The 25,184-nt window shown below is 55.7% G+C and carries 16 protein-coding genes; 8 read left to right on the top strand and 8 right to left on the bottom strand.

The window, feature by feature from the left end; all coding sequences use genetic code 11:
- Positions 1-119: 119 nt before the first annotated feature.
- On the top strand, positions 120-632 hold the full coding sequence (locus KF752_06870; protein MBX3421264.1) for an NUDIX hydrolase: 513 nt from the start codon (positions 120-122) through the stop codon (positions 630-632).
- Positions 633-769: 137 nt separating this feature from the next.
- On the opposite strand, the gene KF752_06865 is transcribed toward KF752_06870, so the two are convergent.
- Complete coding sequence (locus tag KF752_06865) at positions 770-2,179, bottom strand: sodium:solute symporter family protein (GenBank protein MBX3421263.1); 1,410 nt, start codon at positions 2,177-2,179, stop codon at positions 770-772.
- On the opposite strand from KF752_06865, the gene KF752_06860 reads away from it, so the two are divergent.
- From KF752_06860 to KF752_06840, 5 genes are all read left to right on the top strand, one after another.
- Positions 2,166-3,044 carry a 1-acyl-sn-glycerol-3-phosphate acyltransferase gene (locus KF752_06860; protein ID MBX3421262.1) on the top strand — a complete coding sequence of 293 codons (879 nt, stop codon included), beginning with the start codon at positions 2,166-2,168 and terminating at the stop codon, positions 3,042-3,044. The two genes, KF752_06865 and KF752_06860, sit on opposite strands and share 14 nt — an antisense overlap.
- A gap of 360 nt (positions 3,045-3,404) precedes the next feature.
- The gene (locus KF752_06855; protein ID MBX3421261.1) at positions 3,405-4,433 is read left to right on the top strand and encodes a fatty acid desaturase; all 1,029 of its coding nucleotides are present in this window, start codon (positions 3,405-3,407) and stop codon (positions 4,431-4,433) included.
- Between the two features lie 106 nt (positions 4,434-4,539).
- Complete coding sequence (locus KF752_06850; protein ID MBX3421260.1) at positions 4,540-5,505, top strand: aldo/keto reductase; 966 nt, start codon at positions 4,540-4,542, stop codon at positions 5,503-5,505.
- Positions 5,506-5,539: 34 nt separating this feature from the next.
- On the top strand, positions 5,540-6,322 hold the full coding sequence (locus KF752_06845) for an inositol monophosphatase (GenBank protein ID MBX3421259.1): 783 nt from the start codon (positions 5,540-5,542) through the stop codon (positions 6,320-6,322).
- An 80-nt stretch (positions 6,323-6,402) separates the two neighbouring features.
- A complete protein-coding gene (locus tag KF752_06840) occupies positions 6,403-7,119 on the top strand; it encodes an orotidine 5'-phosphate decarboxylase (GenBank protein MBX3421258.1) in 717 nt (238 codons plus the stop codon).
- Positions 7,120-7,222: 103 nt separating this feature from the next.
- Here the strand turns inward: KF752_06840 and upp are convergent, their stop codons facing one another.
- Positions 7,223-7,849, bottom strand: a complete 627-nt coding sequence (gene upp / locus KF752_06835; GenBank protein MBX3421257.1) for a uracil phosphoribosyltransferase — start codon at positions 7,847-7,849, stop codon at positions 7,223-7,225.
- A 421-nt stretch (positions 7,850-8,270) separates the two neighbouring features.
- Here upp and KF752_06830 point away from each other — a divergent pair, with 421 nt between their 5' ends.
- Entirely contained in the window at positions 8,271-8,657 is a 387-nt protein-coding gene (locus KF752_06830; GenBank protein MBX3421256.1) for a hypothetical protein, read from the top strand.
- 13 nt (positions 8,658-8,670) lie between these two features.
- Here the strand turns inward: KF752_06830 and KF752_06825 are convergent, their stop codons facing one another.
- Both KF752_06825 and KF752_06820 read right to left on the bottom strand, forming a co-directional pair.
- Entirely contained in the window at positions 8,671-12,663 is a 3,993-nt protein-coding gene (locus KF752_06825; GenBank protein MBX3421255.1) for a ThuA domain-containing protein, read from the bottom strand.
- A gap of 213 nt (positions 12,664-12,876) precedes the next feature.
- A complete protein-coding gene (locus KF752_06820; GenBank protein ID MBX3421254.1) occupies positions 12,877-13,725 on the bottom strand; it encodes a TIM barrel protein in 849 nt (282 codons plus the stop codon).
- Positions 13,726-14,496: 771 nt separating this feature from the next.
- On the opposite strand from KF752_06820, the gene KF752_06815 reads away from it, so the two are divergent.
- Positions 14,497-17,466: a vitamin B12-dependent ribonucleotide reductase gene (locus KF752_06815; GenBank protein MBX3421253.1), complete on the top strand. Its 2,970-nt coding sequence runs from the start codon at positions 14,497-14,499 to the stop codon at positions 17,464-17,466.
- A 199-nt stretch (positions 17,467-17,665) separates the two neighbouring features.
- Here KF752_06815 and KF752_06810 read toward each other — a convergent pair whose 3' ends face one another.
- The 4 genes from KF752_06810 to KF752_06795 all read right to left on the bottom strand — a co-directional run bounded on the left by KF752_06810 (position 17,666) and on the right by KF752_06795 (position 25,159).
- Positions 17,666-18,598, bottom strand: coding sequence for a hypothetical protein (locus KF752_06810; protein MBX3421252.1), 933 nt, complete (start codon positions 18,596-18,598; stop codon positions 17,666-17,668).
- Positions 18,599-19,253: 655 nt separating this feature from the next.
- The gene (locus KF752_06805) at positions 19,254-20,612 is read right to left on the bottom strand and encodes an HD domain-containing protein (GenBank protein MBX3421251.1); all 1,359 of its coding nucleotides are present in this window, start codon (positions 20,610-20,612) and stop codon (positions 19,254-19,256) included.
- Positions 20,613-20,625: 13 nt separating this feature from the next.
- Positions 20,626-22,101, bottom strand: coding sequence for a DUF1501 domain-containing protein (locus tag KF752_06800; protein ID MBX3421250.1), 1,476 nt, complete (start codon positions 22,099-22,101; stop codon positions 20,626-20,628).
- Between the two features lie 4 nt (positions 22,102-22,105).
- Positions 22,106-25,159: a DUF1553 domain-containing protein gene (locus tag KF752_06795; GenBank protein ID MBX3421249.1), complete on the bottom strand. Its 3,054-nt coding sequence runs from the start codon at positions 25,157-25,159 to the stop codon at positions 22,106-22,108.
- Between the last annotated feature and the right edge of the window lie 25 nt (positions 25,160-25,184).

Raw genomic sequence — 25,184 nt, 5'->3', positions numbered from 1 at the left:
TCCGCACTGTGACAGTGCTCAACTGAGCGCTGTAGTACCGGACCGTCGCAAGGCTACGTTTGCATGCGAGGTAATTTGAGGAGCTGCAGTTGAGCCAACGTATTCGACAGCGCCTCGGCCTGTATGAGTCCGATCGATTTCGAATCGAGCGGGTGGAATACGAATTGGACTCGGGGCAAGTTGCCGCACGCGATGTGATTCAGCATCCCGGTGCTGCGGTAGTGATTCCTGTGTTGCCCGACGGGCGGATTTGTTTGATTCGCAATTATCGAGTAGCCGTCGATGCCCAGTTAATCGAACTTCCAGCCGGTACATTGGAACCCGGCGAACCCCCTCTGCAGACCGCCGCCCGCGAATTGACAGAAGAGACCGGCTATCGCGCAGGCCAGATTCAGCCGCTGTTGACCATGTGTATGTCGCCCGGCATTTTGAACGAATGCATGCACGTATTCTTGGCCACACAGCTTGAGGCAGGCTCGTGCGACCTGCAAGACGGCGAGCAGATCGAAACTTGGTTGGTCACTCCCCGTCAAGCCATCGAGCTCCTACAAAGCAACGAAATTAAAGACGCCAAAACTGTAGCAGCGCTGCTCTATTATCTACGATTTGTCGCTCAGCAGGATGACCAATAGCCACCTTGTGACCCGGGGTCAAATCTGTGGCTGGTGTCGCCAGACGGTGGAGCCCCTGCTTCCACCGGTCTGCTGAGGAAAGCTATTGTTGTATTGATATTGGCAACTGGCCAGGCCACCGACATCCGCCTGCAGCTTCAGCCAGCCGCAGTCTGGCGGCTGGACAGGGCCACGACAATATAGGCAATCGCCGCCAACAGAGTGGCCATCATGGCCACCGGCATGTGCCACTCCGCAAGCCATGCCTCCAGAAAGTAGCTCCAGCCGCACAGATAATGCTGCAGCCACACCCCACTGCCAACGATCATGCTGGTGATTCCAGCGACTGACGATGGTCTTGTAACCCATAGACCAAACAGTAGTGGCACCAGCAGTCCAACCAGTGTCACTGCGTATGATTCTTCCAGCAGCTTGTAGGCGTTCTCGCCGGCATAGGCTACCACCAAGCTGCAAAGGGACACTCCAACCACAGCCAATCGATTCCAGCTCAACAGCCTCTGGGCGTCATTAGAGCGAACGAAATTCATAGTCAGTATGCTGGCCGGAGACAGGATAGCGCTGTCGATCGTCGATAAAATCGCGGAAAGCAACGCCAGCATGAAAATGATCGCCACAGCTGGGTGAAAGCACATTTGCACGAGCATAGGCAAGATCGAATCCGACGCATGATTGGGCAACAAATGTGCACTAGCGATGGCCAAAAAGACGGGAATCGACCCAAAAGCCAAATAACTTGTTCCGGCGATACCGCAGGCCCATGAAGCGGTTCGGGGCGAATTGCTGGCGAAGACTCGCTGCATCAAATCCTGCCCAGCCACATTGCCCAGAGCGCCAATCATAAACAAGTCCAACCAGCCTAACAGCTCACGAAGATTTTCCGTGGGGAGCAGGACTAGCTTTTCGGCAGGCGTCCCGCTGATTATGCGCTCCAGCCCCCCGGACCAACTGCCACTGCCCAGCTCCCACAGCACCACGGCTGCTAGCACGACCAATCCAATCAACAGCAAAGTTACCTGTACCGCATCGGTCCAGGTAACCGACCACATGCCACCCATCAGCGTGTAGCCCGTTCCCAAGATGGCCACCAATGGCAGTCCGTAGCTGACCGGAATCTGCCAATATAAGTGGAGCACTGCTGCCAAGGCGGTAAACTGAGCAGCAATCCAGCCGAAATAGCTGGGCACAAGAATGCAGGCCGAAATCAGTTCGGCCTGTCTTCCGTACTTAATACGAAAAAAGTCTGGGACCGTAGAAATTTTCATTCGCCAGATGGGCGCGGCAACGAAAGCCGCTACAAATAGCAAACAGCAGCCGGCACCCAACGGGTCAAGCGCTGCGGCGCGGATGCCAGTCGCTCGTACCTCGTCGGACACGGCCAACAAGGTACCGGCTCCAAACCACGTTGCCAGCAACGTCATCCACGCCAACGACAACGGCAACCTGCGACCAGCCAACAGAAATTCCTCGGAGCTGGAAATTCGGCGTTGGGCCAGATAGCTAATGCCATACATGATGATGAAATAAACCACCACGATGAATGCCAACATGATTTGGAATTGGCTTGAAACATGGACCTCCGATGGCTCGTTCACGTTGTCGCTCGTCTGGCTGGCGGGGCTGAGTCTGGTTGCAATCGGCTATGGCCTGAAGTTGATGTGGCAAAGCGATTACGGCTTTTCTGAATCGGTACTGTACCTACCTGCATACCTGCTGGGACGACTCCTTTGGCGTGTCCAGTTTACCAATCCACCACCGCCAGAGCTACGCAGTGGCGCCATCTTGGCACCCAATCACCGCAGCAGCGTCGATCCGATGTTTATCCAGTTGGCAGCCAAGCGACGAGTGCACTGGATGGTTGCTAAAGAGTACTGTCAGATTCCGGTGATGAGCGCGCTAATGAAGGCATTGCAGGTCATTCCAACCAACCGCAGTGGGACAGATATCAATTCCACCAAGATCGCCATGCGTTATGCTCAGCAAGGACGATTGGTTGGCATGTTTCCGGAGGGTCGCATCAATGTCACTGCGGCTCCGCTATTGCCCGTTCGCGCAGGCGCGGCCATGGTTGCACTCAAGGCGGGCGTCCCCATCATCCCCCTGTATTTGCACGGCAGCCCATTTCGCGAGTCAGTGCTCAGTCCATTGCTGATGCCAGCCCGAGTCCAAATTACGTTTGGCCAGGCGGTCCATCCTGTTGAACCGCAACTTGAAACCAACGAGCCCGCCCAACAGTTCGATGAATCGGGCGATAGTCCGCGTGCGAACAATCAGCGTCAAGCAACGTGGATGATGCAGCGCTGGGGCCAGTCAATGTTGCGTCTGGCGGGACGACCGCACGCAACTTTTGAACTTGGCTCATCGCGCGCCAAAGTACGGCGTGACAGCAAACAATCAGCCAACGACCAAGCTTAATCCGGCAAACCCGACTCGTAGATTCGCCTGTCCACCGGGCTGCGCGGCCAGCAGGCCGCATAACTACCAACCTAAGCGACGATCCGACCAGTTCCCCCCAAAATCGCGCGGTATTGCCCGCACAGTTAGATGGAGCAGTTGTGCGCGGGTGCGGCATCCCGTCGCTGCAAGCTGCTGCGCCCCTGGCTACTGCGTGCATTTTTTTGAATTGACAGTTTTTAACGTTGGTAACGGTATAGCCAACACGCTGATCGTGCCGATCAGCGCCGCACTCACTTTTGGACTCGTCTTTTGTCCGATATGCGAGACAATCTGCCAGTGGGGCTTTACTGAACCATTTGCCGAGCAGGTCAAAATATCATGTCTAACCCAGTTCCTGCACCAGTCATTCCGTTCATACCAAACCGAATTTACGCCATCACGATTGCTGTGGTTCATGTGCTTGGTGTGGTTCTGCTCGCTTTGTTGGCCTTCGGTCCGTCGGCTTGGCGGCCGTATTTGTTCAGTTGGCCAGCGTTTTTTGCTTTCCTGTGTTGCATTCACTTATTCGGTCAGGGAATAACGATCGGCTACCATCGGTTATTGACGCACCGCAGTTTCAAGACACCTAAGTGGCTGGAGCATGCGATCGCCATCATCGGCATTTGTTGCATGGAAGACACTCCGGCTCGCTGGGTTACAGTGCATCGAATGCACCATGTACATTCCGATGAAGTCCCCGACCCTCATAGCCCGCGAGTTAATTTCTTGTGGTCGCACATGGGGTGGTTGATGTTTATCAATCGCGAGACGTACTCGATTGCCAGTCTGCAGAAATTCTCCAAAGATTTACTGCGCGACCCGTTTTACATGCGGCTGGAGACCAATGCATATCGCCAGTTCTACTATATCCTGGGTCAGTTGCCCGTGTTCTTCCTGTTCGGAGTGATGATCAGTTACTTTTTTAGCAGCCAGTTCAGTGACGCCGTGCAAATGGGGTCTAGTATGGTCGTGTGGGCGGTCGTTATGCGAGTGATCGCGGTGTGGCATATTACCTGGTCGGTCAACTCGCTGAGCCACATGTTTGGCTACCAGAACTACCAAACGGGCGAGGACAGTCGCAACAACTGGCTGGTTGCACTGCTGTCTGTCGGGGAAGGTTGGCATAACAACCACCACGAAGACCCGTCGGCAGCTTCTGTGCAACATCGCTGGTGGGAGTTGGACTTGAGCTACTACGAGATTAAGCTACTGGAGTTTTTAGGATTGGCCAGCGACATCATTCCAACGCGATTGCAGCGCCGAAAACAGTCTGCTGCAGCGGCATCCTCCGGCCAAGATGTCGCAGCACCGGCCGACAACACCGACGGTGTTCCGCGATCGTTCTCAGATTCGAACCGGTCGTGGTAGTCCAGATTTTAGGCGGTTGGGATGATCGCCATGCCGCCGTGGTTGGCTTGGCCAGCCCATTAGAAGTCATCATGAGAAGCAGTGCATAGTGGCCAGTCCAACCTGTATATCGACAGTTCAAATCCAACCGCCGCCCGTAGGACTCGGCTTATGGAAGATTCCTCAAGAAGCGACAGCGCAGTTGGTCGAGTCAGCAATTGAATGCGGCTATCGGCATATCGACTCCGCCTGCGATTATGGCAATGAAGTTCAGGCAGGGCTGGGAATTCGGGCTGCATTGGATCGAGGACTGTGCAGCCGCAACGCGCTGTGGATTACCAGCAAACTGTGGAATACCTATCACCGACCGGAACATGTACGCCCAGCCATTGAACGATCACTGCGCGATCTGGGGGTTGATTACCTGGACCTGTATTTGATTCATTTCCCCATAGCGCTGCAGTACGTACCTTTTGACAGGCGCTACCCGCCTGGCTGGTTCTACGACCCAGACGCTTCGCAGCCCTGCATGCGCCCTGATGCTGTGCCGATTGCTGAGACCTGGTCGGCCATGGAGGAGTTGCAACGCATGGGGCTATGTCGCCAGATTGGCATCAGCAATTTTGGCGTCAGTTTAATCCGGGACTTACTCTCGTACGCTACGAATCGCCCTAGCGTCTTGCAGGTGGAGGCGCACCCGTATTTGGCTCAGACCAAATTGCTGCGGTACTGCCAGCAAGAAGGCATCGCGGTAACTGCGTTTTCGCCGCTGGGAGCCGGTTCGTATGTATCGTTGGGAATGGCCGACAAGCGTGAATCGGTGTTGGACGAACCGATCGTCCAGCACATCGCCGCCCGACATCTGCGGACTGCGGCTCAAATAGTATTGCGATGGGGCGTGCAACGCGGGACGTCAGTCATTCCCAAAACCAGTCAGGTTCAGCGATTAAGCGAGAATCTGGGGGCCACCGAATTCCAATTGTCCGAAGATGAAATGCAAGACTTGAGTCGATTAGATCGCCATCGGCGCTTCAACGATCCAGGTCAATTCTGCGAACAAGCCTTTGGCTGCTTTTATCCGATCTACGAATGACCACCTGCTCTGCAAACTGAATTGGACGGAACAAGTGCAAGACCCATTAGCCGCTGCATGCGATGCCGCTCGTGGTGCAGGACGCATTCTCTTGGAACATTTGGGCAAGGTCTCGGTACGTGAAAAGGCTCAAGCTGATCTAGTTACCGACGCCGATGTAGCCTCGCAACAGGTGATTATGCGTCTTCTAGCCGGACGATTTCCGCAATACGCTTTCTTAGGCGAAGAGTCGTCTGCCGAGGAGCAACAAGCGGCACTGGACAGCAACAAGCCGGTGTGGGTTGTTGATCCCCTGGATGGCACCGTCAATTTTGTGCATCAGCTAGCCGGTTTTTCCGTATCAATTGCCCTGGTCGTGGCTGGCCAGGTAAGGCTGGGCGTCGTATACGATCCACTGAGTAACAGCCTGTACACCGCCACTCATGACGGGCCTGCCATGCGCGACGGCAAGCCGATTCGGGCCAGCGCATGCCTAGATTTGTCGTCTGCCCTGGTCTGCTGTAGCTTTCCTCCGGCAGTTCGTCGTGACGACCCGACCGTCGAACAGTTCTTGCGTGTGCTTGAACGCTGTCAGTCGCTGCGACGGCTGGGTTCTGCCGCACTGAATTTGTGCTATTTGGCCGAAGGCAGTTTGGATGCCTATTGGGCATCGTCGGTCAAGTGTTGGGATGTCGCCGCCGGGTATTTGATTGCCCAGCGAGCAGGGGTAATTTTTTCGCATCTCCGTGGCGATGCTTTCGATCTGTGGAATCCACTGTTGGTAGCCGCTGCCAGCCCCACACTTCACGGACAGATGTTAGAGTGTATGGCCGGTTAGACAACAGCCCGAAGCGCTTTTTTTAAGTCGATCCCGGCCCCTTGCGGGCCTAGCCAGTTTCCTCCCTTTGCGAGTGACCTATGAAACCTGTTGTGCAGATATCCTTGGACGTTACCACGATCGAAGAAGCCGTTGAGACCGCCGAGTTGGCGGTCCGCGCCGGTATCGACTGGCTGGAAGCGGGCACGCCGCTGATCTTGGCCGAGGGCCTACGCTGCGTTCGCGAGCTGCGAGCGAGATTTCCCGAGACTCCCATCGTGGCCGATTTGAAAACGATGGACGGTGGCTACTTGGAGGCCGAAATGATGGCCAAGGCCGGTGCCAATTTTGTCGTGGTGATGGCTCGCGCCCATGAAGAAACAGTCAAGGTCGTCTGCCAAGCGGGCAGGGACTACGGAATTGGAGTAATGGGTGACAACTTGGGCTGCCCCGACATGGTCGCCGGTGCTCGGCAATTACAAGATTTGGGCTGCGACTTCATCATTCATCACATCGGCTACGACGAGCGGCGCGGCATCGCTGCCCGTGGAGATATCGCCCCCACACCGCTCGATCAACTTCGCCAAGTCGTTCAAGCCGTCGATATTCCTGTGCAGGCGGTCGGCGGGATGTCGATCGATCAGGCCATTCAGTCGCCCAGCTTTGGTGCACCATTGGTTGTTATCGGGGCACCGCTAGCCATCAACCCCGACCGCTTCGAGCGAGCTGGCGGCAATCTGGAGACCGTACTGCGACAAATCTGCGATGCTGTCCACGCCTACGGCGATGTTCCCGTCACTCGCCCGTACAGTCCATAAGGTAATGAGCATCCCCCCGTCTGCGAATCAAGTAGCTACGCCCTCCAGAATGTGGAGGTAGGCCGAACAGGCCACGTTCTGGGGAACACAGCTACAAGGCTAACTAGCGTGTATTAAAAATTCGATCACCGGCGTCGCCCAGACCGGGTATGATGAAGTTGTTATTGTCCAGTTCAGGGTCGACTGCGCACACGTACAATTTGAGATTCGGGAACTCGCGTTGCAAGCGATCGACGCCGGGCTGCGAGGCAATAACGCTCAGCACGCGAATATCGGGGCAGCCCCAGCGTTGCAGCGCTTCGATGGCCGAAACCAAGCTACCACCGGTGGCCAACATAGGATCTAAAACGAATCCAACGTCGCAGGGATCGCCATCCGGCAATCGGCAATAGTACTCGACCGGTCGCGCCGTGGCTTCATCACGATACATCCCCAGATGCCAAACCTCAGCCTCTGGCAGCAACGACTGCAACGGTTCAACCAGCCCCAGACCGGCACGCAAGATGGGGACCAAGGCAATCCGCGATGCGAGTTGCTGGCCAGTTGTCGTGGCCAGTGGCGTGACGACGGTGCGCGGTCGGAGTGGCAGATCTTCGGTGGCAGCAAAGGCCAGCAGTGCCGCGGCGCGATGCACCTGCTGGCGAAACAGCCAGGCAGGCGTCGAGACGTCGCGCATCACGGAAACGTGGTGCGCAGCCAACGGGTGCTTCAATTCGACTAACTGGCCCATGTAGGTGCCTCCTTTGCCCAACTAACTTACCACACGTACCGGCGACGTTACTAGGTACCAGTCATCACGCCCGAGTTTCTTCATGGGCGGGCCGGGCGGCTGCCAAGATGCACGCTGCTACGCCAAGCTCCTGCGATTCGATGGGCGGGCGGTTCCTTGAGCGTTATCGCTACCGACGGTACAAAGCGCAGTAACTCTGCAACGCACACCAGCCAATTGATCGCCCCAACGAGGCGATGGACATCGGCAATCGGTCAATCTAGCGGGTTTGCACAACAGTTGGAAGGCTATTGATTTCGAATGACTGTAAGCCAACCATCGTCGACACGCGCATTGGAAATCGGCATGCTGGCTGGGTAGGCCCCTTCGATGGTGAGACGTAGCGCTTCGGCAATCAAACCGACCAGTTGAGAACTTCAAGATGAATTTACGTCCTGCACCCACCAGATTGTATGGTTTTCGAGTCGCCTGCTTGGGAATCTTGGTTGCACTAGCCGCGAGCGTAAATGCCCAGGAAGTCCAGGAGACTCTGCCGGCAGAGGCGCCCTTGTCGCGACCCACAGCAACTTCCTTATCGCACGCATCGGGCTACTACGTTCCGTTCAAGCCACTGACAATTTCCCAACAACGCGCTCGCTACGAAGCTGAGCAGCGAATGTACCGTACAGAATGGTATCAGTGGATCGGTTACAACCCCGCACGTCCTGCGGTGAACGCCAGCTATATGTCCTTTGGCGAGCAGTATTATTACACGCCGTCGCGTGCAGCCATGTTCAACACCGGCCCCACCCGCGCATGGCTGTGGTAACCATCACACCAAGTTACTGACTGTTGTCCGCCCCAAATTTCTTCAGGCTTTGCAAGTACTCCACAAGATCCACTAGCTGGCCGACAGTCAGCGCTTCGACCAAGTTACTCGGCATCAGCGACACGGACTGTTTGGCAAAGCTCTCTAAGTCGGACTGATTCAGGTTGTGATCCAGCCCCTCGGCATCGCGCAACACTATATGCTGCTGGGTCTGACTAACTAATAGTCCTGTAATGAGCTGTCCATCAGCAGTGACTGCCGCATACGTTTCAAAATTGTGGCTCAAACCGGCAGATGGGTCTAGAATGGCCACGTACAGCGCCTCCTTGGCAAGTTTGTCACCAATTTCGCTTAGGTCGGGGCCAATTTGCTTGCCATCACCCTGCAGCGGATGACATTTCGCACAGGTAGCTACCCCACGGTACACCTCGGCGCCGCGCTCGGCATCTCCGCTCTTTTGTACTAGGGCGGCAAGCGGCGGTAATGGCTCTGCGGCCTTGGATTTCAGCGGCGGGAACAGTTCGGTGGCTCGCTGTCGAATTGCCTCGCTGGCATGTTCACGCAGCAGTGATCCGACTATCAATCGTGCTTCGGCAATCAGAGTGTTTGCCTCTGCCATCTCCAGTAATTGCTCGGCTCCGCGCGGCGTGCGTGTCAGGCCCTTGGCGGCGATCACCTTTATCGGTGCAGCAATGGCATCGGTTCTCAAAATCTCCAGCAGTACCGGGCGGGCCGAGCGCGGGTTTGAGGCTGCTAGCGCCTCTGCCATTTTGATGGCATACGTCTGGTCTGTGGTTGTAAACTGCTCAGACCACTTCTCGAACGAAACGCTGTCGAAGAAGCGCTCTGCTGCTCGCGCTGCAATCGCATCTAAAGTCGCGCCCCTTATTAACTCGATCCATTTTTGTTCAGCGTCGGGGATACTCAGCTTCTCCAGTATCTCAAATTGTTGCTGGCGCGATGCTTTTGGAAAATAGCTGACCACGTGCTCCTGAAGCCCCTTCATAGTGGAGCGCTGTTGTCCATCCGGGGCTCGCATCAGCAACTGGATGATCAGTGACTGTTGCGTTTCACTGGCAACCGTCAGCGTACTCAAATACTCAAGTGCACCGTCGACTACGTGCTGTCTGGTAGCTGCGGATTGAAACTCAAGCCCGCGCAAAAGTTGGGCGGATTGTGCGACTGCGAGATCCTGACCGCAGAGCGTTGCAATCAGGTGAGAAGCCGTTCTATCTGAGCGGGATCGCCAGACAATATCTGCATGAGCCTCTGCCCCCATCGATGCACTGCGAGCAACATACGCATCAAAACATTCGTCCCAGCGCAGATGTGCACCAATCCCCAGCGCTTCCAAGTACCAGCGGTCTTGTCCGGCGTAGCTACAGGCCAGCGTGGCCCAGGTTTGCGGCATCTCCGGTGATGTATCCAGCCTGAGCGCTATAGCCAACTCGCGTCGAACTGCGGCCGAGGCATCACTCACGACTTTAAAACTGTACTCGCTGGGCGCAAGCCTCAACTGTCTGGCTAGGCGAATCGCCATGCAACGCACGTCGGCATCCGGGTCCGACAGTGCTGAGGCCACGACCGCTTTACCATGTCCAGGCAGCTTACCCAGAGCCCAATAAGCTCGAGCGCGAAATCGCGGATTCTGGTCGGTAGCCATTTGCTCCAGTGCGGCTTGAGCCGACTTGCCAAAATGCTCAATGGCTTGCCAGGCCAAATACCGCACGGAAGCGTTCGGACTGGCCAATGCCGAGACGGCTCGTACCGGGGTCGATACGTCGAGTTTGGGAATGTGATACTTGCTATCGGGAGGAGCGATGCGAAAAAGGCGACCTCGATCCAGGTCGCCCATCTGATGACCGCCCACTCCAGGGTCATACCAATCGGTGACCAGCAGACTACCGTCCGGAGCCGCACACACATCCACGGGGCGAAACCACTGGTCGCTGGTGGCTTTCAACAAATTCTCGATCGAGGCAGCATATCCGGCTCCGAGGATTGTGGTTGGATACGCGCGTACCACGTGATGGCCTGGTTCGCAGTGAATCAGTTGATTGCGAAAGGTGGCGGGCAACAGGTCTCCTTCGTAAATAGTCGCCGCCGAAGGCGATCCGGACCCAGTAATCAACATGGTGGGCACGACGCCTGGATCATTCAGATGCCAGTGCTGTTCAGGAATCGTGCCTTCCATGTTGACGCGCATCGCTTGCCATCCCGCCCCAGTCAATTCATCGCGATATCCGTAGTTGCCATACTCCATCACATAATTAACGCGCGCGGCTTTATTGCCATCGTCATCATTGTCGGTCTGCCACAGAGTACCAAACGAGTCGATAGCAATTTCGTAATTGTTGCGAAAATTGTGAGCCAGGGTTTCGAACTCACTACCATCTAAATTGCAGCGAAACACCATACCGCCGTAATAGGGCTGGCCGTTGTCGATCACCTGGTTACCAGCCATATCCACCACGGGCTGACCTTGCGCATCATGCACGGCCTGGCCCGTATTGCCGAAATTCCAGTACAGCTTGCCGTCAGGACCAAAAATGAAACTATGCGCGGAGTGATCGTGCTGCGGTTGTCCTGTCTTGCTAAACAGCAAATCTTTTCTGTCGGGCACATCATCGCCATCTTCATCGACAAAGCTCCATACATTAGGCGACGCCGATACGATAACACGATTGCCCAACACGCAGATGCCCATGGCCGAGTCGATATCGGTGCCCTGGTAGAACACTTTACATGTATCCATCACGCCATCGGCGTCCTCATCTTCCAAGATGAGAATACGGTCGCCGGCGGGCCGCTTGCCCAGATGCCCGCGATAATTGACCACCTCACACACCCACACACGCCCCCGATGATCAACGTCCAAATTGGTCAATGACTGCAGCATGGGCTCCGAAGCGGCCAACGTGACCTGTAGGCCTGAAGCGACCCGCAGTCGACCAACCGCTTGATTGGGGTCGTGCAGTGAATCTATGCTTGAGCCATCCGTAGCTGCTTGTTGATTGGTGCCTGGTCGTTTCTGGTCGCTCACTCTGGATTGATCCGAGTCTTTGGGTCGCGACAGGAGCTGAAATTCTTTCAACAGTTTCTCGCGCTCATGATCCTTGGGAATCTGCTCGTCCTGTCCCTGCTCGAGAGTTTCAACGCTCGGACGCAGGACCGGCAATCCATCTTTAGGAACTTCGGCCTGGGTCGTCCAAAGTATGGCGTTGCAAACCAGCCGCAGAATCTCCTCGCGGCCCCAATTCCAATGAAAGTGTCCGCCGGTAAAACCAAACGAACGTCCGCCGTCCGGCCGCTCAAATACCCAGGCCGTGTGCTGAGGAACCTTCTGAGCAACCTCCTTGCGCACCTCGGGATTGCCGCTATGTGGACCATCCGGGCGCAGCATCGTATGGTCGGGCGCCACGGCACTCAGGATCGGCGTTACTCCGGCCAGTTCGGGACGAAACCGCATGTGAAAATACCATTCGTCGTTCGCCTTGAATGGATTGACGCCGCGTGTCACCGGGTGCTCGGGCAATTGCGTATACTCGGCTACCCAGTGCGGATTGACCGACCAATGCGTTTCGAAATAGCCTCCCAGCCATTCTAAAAACTCGCTACCCCCATGCTCCTTGGGCACCTCGACGGCATAGTGCAGGCAGGTGAAGCCAACGCCGCGCTTCATCAACTCTCCCAGCCTCGGCAAATGACGCAGTGCCGGATGTCCGCCACCACCATCGCAATACATGACGATGGCATCTGCTCCGTCTAGCACGCTGTCGTCCTCCGGCCAACCGTTGCCGTATACGTCACATACAACCTGCCCTTTGGTACTGCGCTGGATCGCATCAGCCAGCAGGCGACAACCAGCCAAGTGCTCGTGAGAACCATAGCCGTGACTTGGTCGCCCGGCCAGAAAGACGACTCGCTTCGTGGGCTGGGCTTGCAGCGGCACGCCTACCGCCACTACCGCCAGCACCGCGCCGATTAATGAACGTTTGAGTTTCATGCTGAATGTTCCTCCGCATTAAGTGAGTTTTGTTGATAGCCGATCAAGCCAAATAGTGTTCGTGTAAGTGGTGGGCCGGCGCGGGGTCGCAACTGGTGCTTATGAGCGATCTGGTCACGGTAGGCATACATCAAGATTTACCGAATGGTCTTCACCGCTCGCGGTTGTCCCACCTGCCCCAGCGCGTGAACGGTTGCGATCGTAATGTACTGTTTAGGCCTGACCTGCCTTGGACCAATACTTGGCAACCGAATCTCGTAAAAATTTTAGCGACTCGGCCATCTCATCCATCCCATTCATGCCATCTTCGATGCTTATCCAACCGCAGTAACCGGCATCCCGCAGGATAGTGAAGATGGCATCATAATCGTTTAGCCCACGCCCGGTTACGCCATGGTGCAAAATCGCAGCATAGCCCGCAGCACCATCGGCGGTTTTCAGATCTTCAAGTGTCGCGCCTGGTGCCAAATACCGGTCGCTGGCGTGCATGCTCACGACGCGCGGTGCAACGTGGCGCAGAAGCTGAACTGGATCATCTCCGGCGACTACGGCGTTGCTGGGATCATACTGGACCCCGAAATGCTTCGAGGCTGGTATAAGAGCCAGCAGGTCCAGAAAGACGTCCTGCTTCTGTGCGAATTCAGGATACAGCCAAAAACCATCCTTGTAGTGATTCTCGATCCCCAGCACCACATCCAACTCTTGTGCCAGTGGGATACAGGCCAAGATTCCTTGACTGGCATATTCCAAGCCCTGCTGGCGAGTAACTTGCGGCCAGCGCTGTCCGCTCAGCACACGACACACAGTGCCCGGTCCGCCAAGAGTGTATGCGACGCGGATCATCTTCTGCTGATACTCAATCGCATGGCTGCGACGCTGGGCTTCCGGATGCGTGAAATCCGGGGAGCAACACAGCATGGGCATGGCAAAACCGGCCTGCTCGATAGCGGCGCGGACCTCGAGCAGATAGCTCTGATCGAGGTTGGTGAAGAAGCCTTCATACATCTCCAGGCCATCGCAGTCCAATTGCTTGGCCATTTCAATCCATGCAAACAACGACATGCGCTGTTTGGAGATTTCTTCTAAGTAACACTTGGGGAATGCACTAATCTTGGGTTGCGCGGTAGAGAGCGGATGCGAGAGCGCTGTAGGGATGGTCAAGGATGCACCTGTGAGGTCTAGGAGTTTGTTGGTCACGGCGTAAAGTGAAGTAGTGTAAGCCACCGCGATTGGCAACACTCCAATTGCCGCGCGCGAATTGTAGAAATTTAGCGGCACAGCCGTGGCCAGCGCATCCACCCTACCCCAGACAGCGCACACAACCCGAATTGACAGCGAGTCGTTTTGCAAGCAAAAAAATTTTTTACCGACGCGCGAATTTGTGGCGTCTGAAGACAGTTAATGGAAAATTCACAAACCGTGTGGCAGATGATAGTTACGACGGCAAATCGACTGCGGTTCGATCCGGTCGCACCTGTTGGGATTTTGCTGGAAGTGCTCGCTGGATAGCCATTTACGAACTACCGGAGAACAAAATTTGACAGGCCCAGAAGAAACGATAGACTCTTGCGGAAGTGCTATATGTTGTACACGTCGCCACTGGATATACTATAGATAGTGGTCACCCGTGTCCGACATCTTAGTCAGAGGAGTCTTGATGCGGGCGGAGAGCCCTAGCAGAGAAGCCCCACGACTAACCACGATGGTGAACGTAGGTTCAGTAATTTCTTCTTTAAGGGTGAACACCTTCGGGTGGCCGGGAGCCGATGCGCAATTGCGCATGGGTTGCCCCAGGTTGTCGGATATCGCAAACAATTAAGGAGATTGTAGCAAATGGCAACGGTGGAAGTTGATCGGCGCAAGGCGCGCAGCAGCAAACGAACAGTAAATCCCCAGGGCAATCGCGTGAACGACAAGAATCGCCAACGGAGCCTGTCGGTTCCGAACCAGTTTTGTCCGGCAGGCATCGATCCATTCGATACGGTCCAGTGGGAGACGCGTAGCGCAGCGATTAAGGACGAAAGCGGTCAGGCTCTATTCGAGCAGACCGATTGCCAGATCCCGCAAAGCTGGAGTCAGTTGGCTACCAACGTGGTGGTCAGCAAGTATTTTTACGGCGAACCCGGAACACCGCAGCGCGAAAAAAGTGTCCGTCAATTGATCCATCGTGTCACGCGAACCATTGCTGACTGGGGGGTCGCAGACGGCTATTTTGCATCGGCACAAGAGGGGGAGACGTTCTACCGGGAACTCTCTTGGTTGTGCCTGCATCAATATGGATCATTTAATTCACCGGTCTGGTTCAACGTGGGATTGTTCCACGAGTACGGTGTCACCGGTTCCAAGTGTACCTGGAATTGCAATCCGGAAACGCTGGTCGTCGAACAGCCAGAGAATCCCTACCAGTATCCGCAGGCCTCCGCATGTTTCATCCAGAGCGTGGAAGACAACATGGAGGACATCATGCGACTGGCCAGCAGCGAAGCCATGCTGTTCAAATTCGGTAGCGGTACGGGTACCGATCTGTCGACCATTCGCAGTTCGCGCGAAAAGCTGTCCGGTGGCGGGACCCCATCTGGTCCACTGTCATTCATGCGCGTTTACGACTCGATCGCCGGCGTGATCAAGAGCGGCGGCAAGACGCGTCGCGCCGCCAAGATGCAATCGCTGAAGATTACGCATCCCGACATCATGGAATTCATCCAGTGCAAGTGGAATGAAGAGCTGAAGGCGCATGCTTTGATCCGCGAAGGATACGAATCGAACTTCAACGGCGAAGCTTATTCTTCGGTCTTCTTCCAAAATGCCAATTTATCGGTGCGCGTCACCGACGAATTCATGCAGGCAGTCCGCGATGACCGATCCTGGACCACCTCCTGGGTCAGCAACAAAACATCCGGCCAGCCGCCGACCTATCCAGCTCGCGAATTGCTAAACAAGATGGCCGATTGCGCATGGCATTGCGGTGACCCTGGTGTGCAGTACGACACCACGATCAACAAATGGCACACCTGCCCTAACTCTGGCCGTATCAACGCCAGCAATCCGTGCTCGGAATATATGTTCCTGGATAACACGGCCTGCAATCTAGCCAGCATCAACCTGATGAAGTTCCGCAATGAGGACGGTACGTTTGATGTCCAGCGATTCACGGCTGCGGCTCGACTGTTCTTCATTGCCCAAGAAATTCTGGTCGATCATGCCAGCTATCCCACGCAGGATATCGCCAAGAATAGTCATCTGTTCCGCCCGTTGGGACTGGGCTACTCCAACCTGGGTAGCCTGGTGATGACCGCCGGCGTGCCGTACGATTCGGATCAAGCCCGTTCGATTTGCGGCAGCATTACCGCGTTGCTGCATGGTGCAGCCAATCTGGCCAGCGCTGAAATGGCTGGAGTCGTTGGACCGTTCGCAGAATACCATCGCAACCAGCAGCCGATGCAGCGCGTCATGCATATGCACCGTGACGAAGTGGAAAAGATTAGCGACGCCGGCCCTGGATATCTCAAAGATGCCGCCCGCCAGTTGTGGGATAAGGTGATCGAGCTGGGTGAGCGCTACGGCTATCGCAACGCTCAGGCCACCGTGTTGGCTCCCACCGGCACCATCAGCTTTATGATGGATTGCGACACTACGGGCATCGAGCCCGACATCGCGCTGGTCAAGTACAAGCAATTGGCTGGTGGCGGAATGCTGAAGATCGTTAATCGCTGCGTGGCGCTGGGCCTGGAGACGCTGGGTTATCAGCCTCAGCAGGTTCAAGATATTGTGGCCTACATCGATCGGCACGACATGATCGAAGGCGCGCCGCATATCAGCCAGGATCACTTGGCGGTATTCGATTGCGCCTTTAAACCTGCCGCTGGCACGCGCAGCATTCCCTGGAAAGCTCACGTACAAATGATGGCCGCCGCCCAGCCATTCTTGTCGGGCGCGATTTCCAAGACGGTCAATATGCCCACCGATGTTTCCCCCAAGGACATTGCCGACGCCTACTTCTGGGGTTGGGAGCTGGGTTTGAAGGCCATCGCCATTTATCGCGATGGTTCCAAGCAAAGCCAACCGCTCAATACGACCACGGAAACCGACAAGAAGGCTGCTGAACAGCCCAAGGTGATCTATAAGGCGCGCCGCGAACGCTTGCAGGACACGCGTCAATCGGTGACCCACAAGTTCAATATTTCAGGTCACGAAGGTTATCTGAACGTCGGGCTGTATCCGGACGGTCGGCCTGGTGAGCTGTTCATCACGATGGCCAAAGAGGGCTCAACCGTCGGTGGTCTAATGGACGCCTTCGGAACCGCTATTTCCATGTCGTTGCAATACGGCGTTCCACTGGAAGTATTGGTCAACAAGTTCAGCCACACGCGATTCGAGCCCATGGGACCCACCACCAATCCCGAGATTCGCATCGCCAAAAGCGTGGTAGATTATATCTTCCGCTGGATGGGGCTGACTTTCCTGCCAGGGTACCGAGCGGCGATGAGCGAGATGCACAAAGCTGACTCGGATCAGGCTTCCGATACCAAGGTCGCCACGCAAGCCGACGGGAATGGGGCGTTGCACACGGACAGCCTACAAGCGGTTGGTGCTAATGGACACTCGCTGCGAGCTGGCCACAGTCCGGCGACTGGAATGGTGGCAGAGGTCGGATCGGGGTTGGCCAACAAGAATACTCGCGACTCACAATTCGCTGGCTTCCAATCCGATGCGCCTACCTGCGATAACTGCGGCTCAATCACCGTCCGCAATGGCAATTGTTACTTATGCCACAACTGTGGCAACTCGATGGGCTGCAGTTAACTAACTACGCTCGCCAAGAACCTGGTTGCCAGATGACACACCACCTTTTGGCAAGTGCAACTTGCATAACGACCTGACAAGCACAAGCGCTACGTCGGTTACATGATTGTCCGGCGAGCGGTTGAGTCCACACCTCACCGCTCGCCGCAACAGTGCGGTTGTCTTTTCAGCACGCGACAGAAATGAAACCACCATCTGGCTACGGTAGATTTCCGACTGCCGCTCGCCCCACAGGCTGCTCAATCACCAGCTCGGGACTAGGTGGCAATTGACTACGCAGTGCTGCGCCAATGCGCCTTGCAGGCTGCTGGATATCAGAGCTGCTAGTGGGTCCATTGACCCTCGAATTCAGTGTTGCCTGAATCAGACGCTGCGAACCAGCTCCAACGGCACCTCCCAGGATTATCATCGGACGACCATTGCTGGCGAAATCCGCCGATTCTGAGCCATGAGTTCGGGCAGCAGTTGGCACATCCATATTTTTCCGGGTAACTTCGCTGGCTAATGTCTGAACGTCCGGCAACCAATCCTGATCGGGCCAGGCCACCGCAGACAACGCTAACGCGCCTTGGCTACTGTGTTCCAGGCGATCATCGGCAAACGGAGTATACCGTCCGAAACCGCTGGCTTGAGAAGGTTTAGTTTTAGATTCAACCTGATCTGCAGGATTGGGCAATTGGTGGGCAGTCGAATCACGGGCTGGTGGCGAAACAATGACCTTTCTCTCAATCGCCTTCGCAGGTGCGCTTGAAATCTGCCCTGACATCAGAGCATCTAATGGACTTGGCTTGCGCGCCCACGAAGGCAACTCTGCCGGTGCAGATACTGCGTCAGACAGCCTTTCCATGCCGGCCCAGGTGTCGGCAGCTTTAGAACTCGTGGCCTGTCGGACATCGGTATCTGATGGACTGGATGAACGATCCTCTCTCACGCCTTGTTCACTGCCCGGCGAACCCTGAGACGATCCACTGTCTGACACTGCGGTGGTTGCCACAGGCGGCGATACAGTATTGGGAGCGGACCGCTTACTAGGTGTGTGAGACTTGAGAAACGGAACCGATAAAAAGGTACCTACCGACGCGATTAACACCGCCCAAGTTCGAGGCGAGAGTTTCGAGAATGGCTTCTTCATGGCACTGCATTCTGCCCAATGGGCAAATTTCAACCGCCGTGCCACTTCCATGCGAGAGTGCGGTCGAATGCTGCTACGTAAAATCGCCAACCAACCGTGGCGCTATGTAGCCAGATAATTGACTTTCGACCATTGGCTGCCCGAAATTGAGCAACTTTGTACAAGATCGGCTTATGCCGAACAGGCAACTTGCAACACGCCTATCGCCAACCCTACGCGACCACCGTCTGGCGACAGTAGCCACCAGACGGACGCGCGCCTTATTGTTCCCATAGCTCCTCAAAGAACTTGTCAATCGACTCCGCCGATGATGTAGCTGGCACGAGGTCGCTGGTAAGCTAAGTGCTGGTAACACCTAAGTTGCATACTTCCCAGCACCCCGCCACGAGCTGGCTGGACGCTAGGTAATTTGCAAACTAACTGCTCGAGGATGAGCGATTAGAAATGCGTATTTCAGCACTACTTGGGCCGAACACCGCCGGTCCAATAAAATCGAGCGTCGCAAAAAGATGGCTAACTCGATCACGATCGAATCATAGGTACAGATTCAATGAACCGGCTGAGAGTGTGCAAGATACTTGCGGGCGATCAGCAAATTAGTGCAGTTTTTTCCTGCAGGATAGATTGGCAAACTGCCTATCTGGATCAACGGCCTTCAGGCTTTGCATTGAATCGCTGAAGCGCTTTCCAATAGTAACTCCGTCAATTCTGTTGGCGATATCTGCAATTTGTCGCGCACGTCGGGGGCGACAAAGATGCGGACTTGTTTGACGTGTTTGTCAAACTGCTCAGTGGCCAACGTGTGAACGACGGGCGATAAGTCCGCCAGCGGTTGCGTTTGGTTACCTGTCTGTACGTTCAGGCGAAATTGAATCTCTAACTTGCTCGGCGGTGCATCGATCAGCAGTTGGTCAGAACCAATGCCTATATTTAAGTGTCTGGATAGTCTTTGGCTCAACCGCTGGCTGCAGGCGACCAGTTCTTCAAATGGCCGATGCGCCAGGGCGCGATGCACCTGCGGATGCGATGAATAACTGTACTGTCCACAACGCTTGTATAATCGGCGTTGTTGACCAAATAAGCCTCTGGCCAGCGGTTCTAGTTCGGCATGCTTTTGGCAGCAGTTCAACAATGCTGCCTGGAACTCTGCATCGGACATGGCACGCCAAGCAATCACGGGCAATTGCCCGCGCAGACGAAATACCAACCGCTGTAACATAGCGGTTGCACTTCGCACTCCATGATGCCAGTAGACTTCACTGAACATTACGTAACGACTGAAGACCATCATCTCCGCAGCCGTCTTGCCCTTGCCAGTGATCGTCAGACCGTGCTCAGCATCAAGCCGCAGGCTACTGAGCAACCGGGCAACGTCAAAGTTCCTGCCATAGGGAACGCCGGCATGAAGGCTGTCGCGCTGCAGATAGTCCATTTTGTCGATATCGACTGGACCATTCAGAATATGCTGTAACAGCCGTCGGCGACCGTCCATCGCAGGCTGCGAGAGAAAATCGGCAACGCCTTGCGGATCAACTGACCAATCGCGCTCGATAGTCTCGGCCAGGATTCCTTGCGTAATCCAGTAGCGCGCGGCCTGTTCGTGACCTGGTACGTCCGCCAACCGCATGTCCTCGATGGGGTGACAGTACGGCCAGTGCCCCACATCGTGCAACAAGGCTGCAAGCAGGAACAATTTGATATCCGACGCAGATATGCTGCTTAATAGTTCGGGCTGAGCTTGCCCTAAGTGCCTGAGTACCTGACAGGCCAAGCGATAGACGCCCAGCGAATGCTCTAGTCGAGTGTGCACGGCGCCGGGATAGACGTATGCAACCAAGCCAAGCTGCGAAATGTGCCGCAGTCGTTGCATGGCCGGGGTGTCCAGGACAGTTCGCACCCGATTCGTGATGGGGACATCCTGCTCGGGCGGCACACGCAACAGTTGATCCGGACGTACCAATTCGGGCAAATCCCACAACAGCTTCCCATTGCCCCAATGTCCGTCCGCATCCATGATCGACAATCCGTTAAATGATCTTGTCTACGACTCGGCCATGAACATCGGTCAGTCGATAGTCGCGACCGGCATGACGATAGGTCAGCCGCGTGTGATCCAAGCCCAACTGATGCAGCAAAGTGGCGTGCAGATCGTGCATGTGTACTTTGCCTTGAATCGCCTCGAAACCAAATTCATCGGTCTGACCATGAGTGACGCCAGGCCGAAATCCGCCCCCAGCCAACCAGACTGTAAACCCTACAGGATTGTGGTCGCGCCCCGTCCCGTTGTCCTGCGCGTAGGGAGTTCTACCGAATTCGCTGCCCCACCAGACGATCGTATCGTCCAATAACCCGCGCCGCTGCAGATCGGTCAGCAGTCCGGCGATGGGTCGATCGACGGCTGCGGCATGGTCGGCATGTTTAACGATGTTTGAGTGTTGGTCCCAGGCCGGGTTGGCCGAATTATCGCCGTAGTTGACTTGGATAAAGCGGACTCCAGCTTCGCACATGCGTCGGGCCAGCAGGCAGCGTTGACCGTAGCTGCGAGTCCGTTCGTCATCCAGACCGTACAGCCGCTGGGTCTCTTCCGATTCGTTGGACATATCAAGCAGCTCGGGCGCCGCAGTTTGCATGCGCCAAGCAAGCTCGTAGGACTGCATAGCTGCTGCTAATTCGCTATCGACAATCGCGCGCCGACTTAATTGTCGCGCGTTCAGCGCTTGCAACAGCTCGAACCGCTGGCGACTAATGCTGGGTGGTTCACTGCCCGGAGTCAAACTGTCGATGCTTAGAGCCTCATCGCTCGCCCCACCGATGCGTGTACCTTGGTAGACCGCCGGCAAGAATGCATGTCCGTAATTGCGCGGCCCGCCGTTGCCAATGGAAGGGGCTATCGACACAAAGCCTGGCAAGTTTTCGTTCTGACTACCCAATCCGTACAAAACCCAAGCACCCATCGATGGGCGCACCGAATTGGTGGCTCCACAATGCAGGAATAGCGTCGCCGGCCCATGCGCAACACCCTGAGTGTGCATGCCATGCAACATGGTCATTTGGTCGATGTGCTGAGCGGTATGCGGAAACAGTTCCGAGACCATGCGACCAGTTTGGCCGTAGGCCTGAAACTTCCAGGGTGACTGCAGGATTCGCTGTTGAGTTGGCTTGCCCGTCTTAGCCAATTGCCGAGCGTCGCTGAATACGAGCGCCTCTCCGTGACGCTTGGCCAGCAGTGGCTTGTAGTCAAAACTATCGACCTGGCTCACACCACCTTGCATGAACAGAAAGATAATGCGCTTAGCGCGCGGCGGGTGATGCCCAGGGCCAATCAGGCCACGAGCCGCGTCATTGGCCGAGGCGGATTTGCTTGACAGCGCAGCGAGTGCCAAGCCTGTGAATCCACAACCCGCATGTTGCAGCCAACTGCGGCGAGATGCCAAGAAGGGCAGCTCGGAAGCAGCACTATCACCCAGTGGCGTACTTTCAAGAGGTGGAATTCCTGATCGCATCGGCTTACTCCACAAATCGAAAATCCAACGACGACATCAACGCATGGATCCACTGCGTCCAACGTTCCAACTGTTGTTCGGTATTCGTTTCGGCAACTTGCAATAGTTCAGCCGCCAGCAGTCGTTCCTGGGGGTCCGCAGGCCGACCGACACATGCTAGGTGCAGTTCGGCGACTGCCGCCAGCGTGCCTACCTCGGCGGCTCGATCGACATAACGGCGAGCCGCCTGCTGAGCACGCTTGCGCACCCAAGGGCTATTCATCAGTATCAGACCTTGGTTGGCCACCGTGCTTCGCGACCTCTGGCCGACCGAAACGCTGGGATCGGCAAAGTCAAACGCCTCGAACAGTGGCGGCAACGAGTTGCGAAAGACCGGTTGGTAAACGCTGCGCCGCGTCGATTGATGAATATAATCATAGTCGGTCTTGGCGGAAGCTTGGATCAGACTGCCGCCGCGGGCGAAATCCAATTCGCCGCTGACCAGCAACATCGCATCACGCAGCGCTTCGGCGTGGATTCGCCGCGAGTATCCCCGCCAGTACCAACGCCCATCTGGATCGACGTTTTGTCCTTGGATAGAAGCGGTAGTTTCAGCACCAACCGCTGCGCGACGGTAGGCTTGTGAATGCACGATTTCACGCACCAAGCTTTTGGTCGACCAGCCGGATTGAATGAATTTCACAGCCAACCAATCCAATAATTCAGGGTGGGAGGGTGCCGCTCCCGTTGTGCCAAAGTTATTCAGACTGGCGACAAGACCTTGGCCCATCAACCAAGACCAAACACGATTGACATACACCCGCGCGGTCAGTGGATTATGTTCATCTGCGATCCAATTGGCCAGGTCCAGTCGATTGGGCGGAGCTGCTCGCGTTGCAAACTCTGGACTTTGAATGGCTGTCAAGAACCCGCGCGGTACCACCTTCCCCAAGTTATGCACATCACCGCGAATATGGATGGGCAGATCATCAGCCTGGCGATTCTCTACCACGGTCAAATACTTCGGACGCAGCTGCAATTGTGACTGCACTTTGGCTAGCCGCTGCTCGGTCGCCTTGAGTTCTGCAGACAAATCAGAGGCCTCGGCCAAATCCTGGTAGCTACGCTCGCCAGAGCGTGGAAGGCTCTTACTTAAACTCGTATCATTGGCCGACTTAGCCGCCACCGGATCTACCGTCCCGGCTTTGTCGGTAGAGCTTGCCACGACTAGGCCGTCAATATCGCGTACAGGCAAGAACTGTACTGCATCCAAAACGACATGACCGCGAGTGTCCGTATTGCTGACCAGCACATACGCCTGCCCATTCTGTTCAAAGCGATAAACACCTAGACTGCGCCACAAACCCGATTCGGAAGCTGGCTGTTGCTGATTGATTTCCACGTCGAATTCGCCATCAGCGCTGGCCACCTTGACGATAACACGACTAGCCCGATTTCCACCGGCCTGATACGCCAAACGCACTTCGTACCGCCCGGCCGGCAGCATCTCGGGTTGGAACGTTGCCGACTTTTCGCCTTTCTGCGCGTCGCTGTCATGAATGTACTCTTGGCCGACGATGGGGCGAACATGCGTGGACGATGTCCATTGACCGACCAATCGCGCTTGCTGGTTGTCGATGACGATGCCTGGCAACTTGTCGATGACAATGAAGCCCGATGGCTCTGCGGTCGTCGCCTCCATGCGTCGTTTGAGTTGCTTGACAGTATCGCGCAACTTTTTTTCTTCGGCATCCAATTCATCGAACCGCTGCTGCTCGGCTGCATCCAGTGGCAATGGACGCTCAATCCACTCGGAGACATTGGCGTGAACTAAACCCGACGAGGACCGCAGAATGCCGGCCAGCGCGTAATAATCTCGCGTCGGTATGGGATCGAACTTGTGATCGTGACATCGCGCACAGCCCAAGGTCTGGCCCAGAAATGCGCTGCCAATCACATCCAATTGCTCGTCCAAGTAATCCATTTCTAATTGCAGTTTATCTTGCTGCTCCAAATTGGTATTGCCCATAGCCAACATGGTCGTGGCCACTAGGTGCTGCGACCGCAGATGAATATCTTCTGTCGCCAGCAGGTCACCCGCAATTTGCTGGCGAATCATGTACTGGAAAGAACGATCGGCATTGAACGAGTCGATCAGATAGTCGCGGTAGCGCCAGGCTTGTGGCAGAATAAAGCCGCGTAAGGTGATGGAATCTGCGTAACGCACCACATCCATCCAGCGTCTGGCAATCGTCTCGCCGTACAAATCGCTGCCTAGCAACTCGTCAATGATCTGCTCGATCATGGCCGTAGATTGGCCTTGCGCATCGGCCTCGTCAATGCGCCGCAACTGCTCCAGGCTGGGCGGCAACCCATGCAAGTCAAAACACAACCGGCGCAATAACACGGAAGGTGCAGCAGCACCCAACGGTTGCAAGCCTGCAGAGGCTAATTGCTGATCGACAAAAAAATCTACAGCTTCACCGAGCGGCAAATCAAACCCGACCGAAAACGACTCAGCGGCAGGCAACGGACGATAGGCCCAGTGCTGATGGGCTTGATCAACGCTGAGAGCGGATGGCTGGGACACTATGCCGTCTGCCATACGTGGGTCGGCGGCACCTGTGTCGATCCAATGCTGGAAGTCAGCAATGATATGCTCGGGCAATTTTCCGTCCGGAGGCATTTGCAATTTGGGGTCGTTGTAGCGAACGGCTCGCATTAGCAAGCTGTGGTCCGCGCTGCCTGGCTGAATGGCTGGACCTGAGTCGCCGCCACTGAGCCAGCCTTGGCGGCTATCCAATAATAGCCCGCCGGATGCTTCGGTAGCTTGAGAATGGCAGCCTTGACAATGCTCAATAAGCGCTGCACGAATTCGCGTTTCAAAAAAATGCACATCTTGTGCACCCTCAGCGACTGGCGTCGGCAGCGAATCTATAGGGGAATCCGAGTTGGCCTGGCGGACGTCGGCTGCCGAGTCGATGGGTTGACTCTCGTCGGCCTGAAGTGTCAAACTGGCAGCAATCAGACCTGCCACAACCAGCAAGTGTTTGCACACTTGAATTCTCATAGGCCGCATCTACGGTCCTCGCAAAGTCATTCGC

The organism is Pirellulaceae bacterium (assembly GCA_019636385.1).
GTDB lineage: Bacteria > Planctomycetota > Planctomycetia > Pirellulales > Pirellulaceae > Aureliella.
The sequence above is the reverse complement of the archived record's forward strand: the minus strand, read 5'-3'. Positions and strand labels throughout refer to the sequence as shown.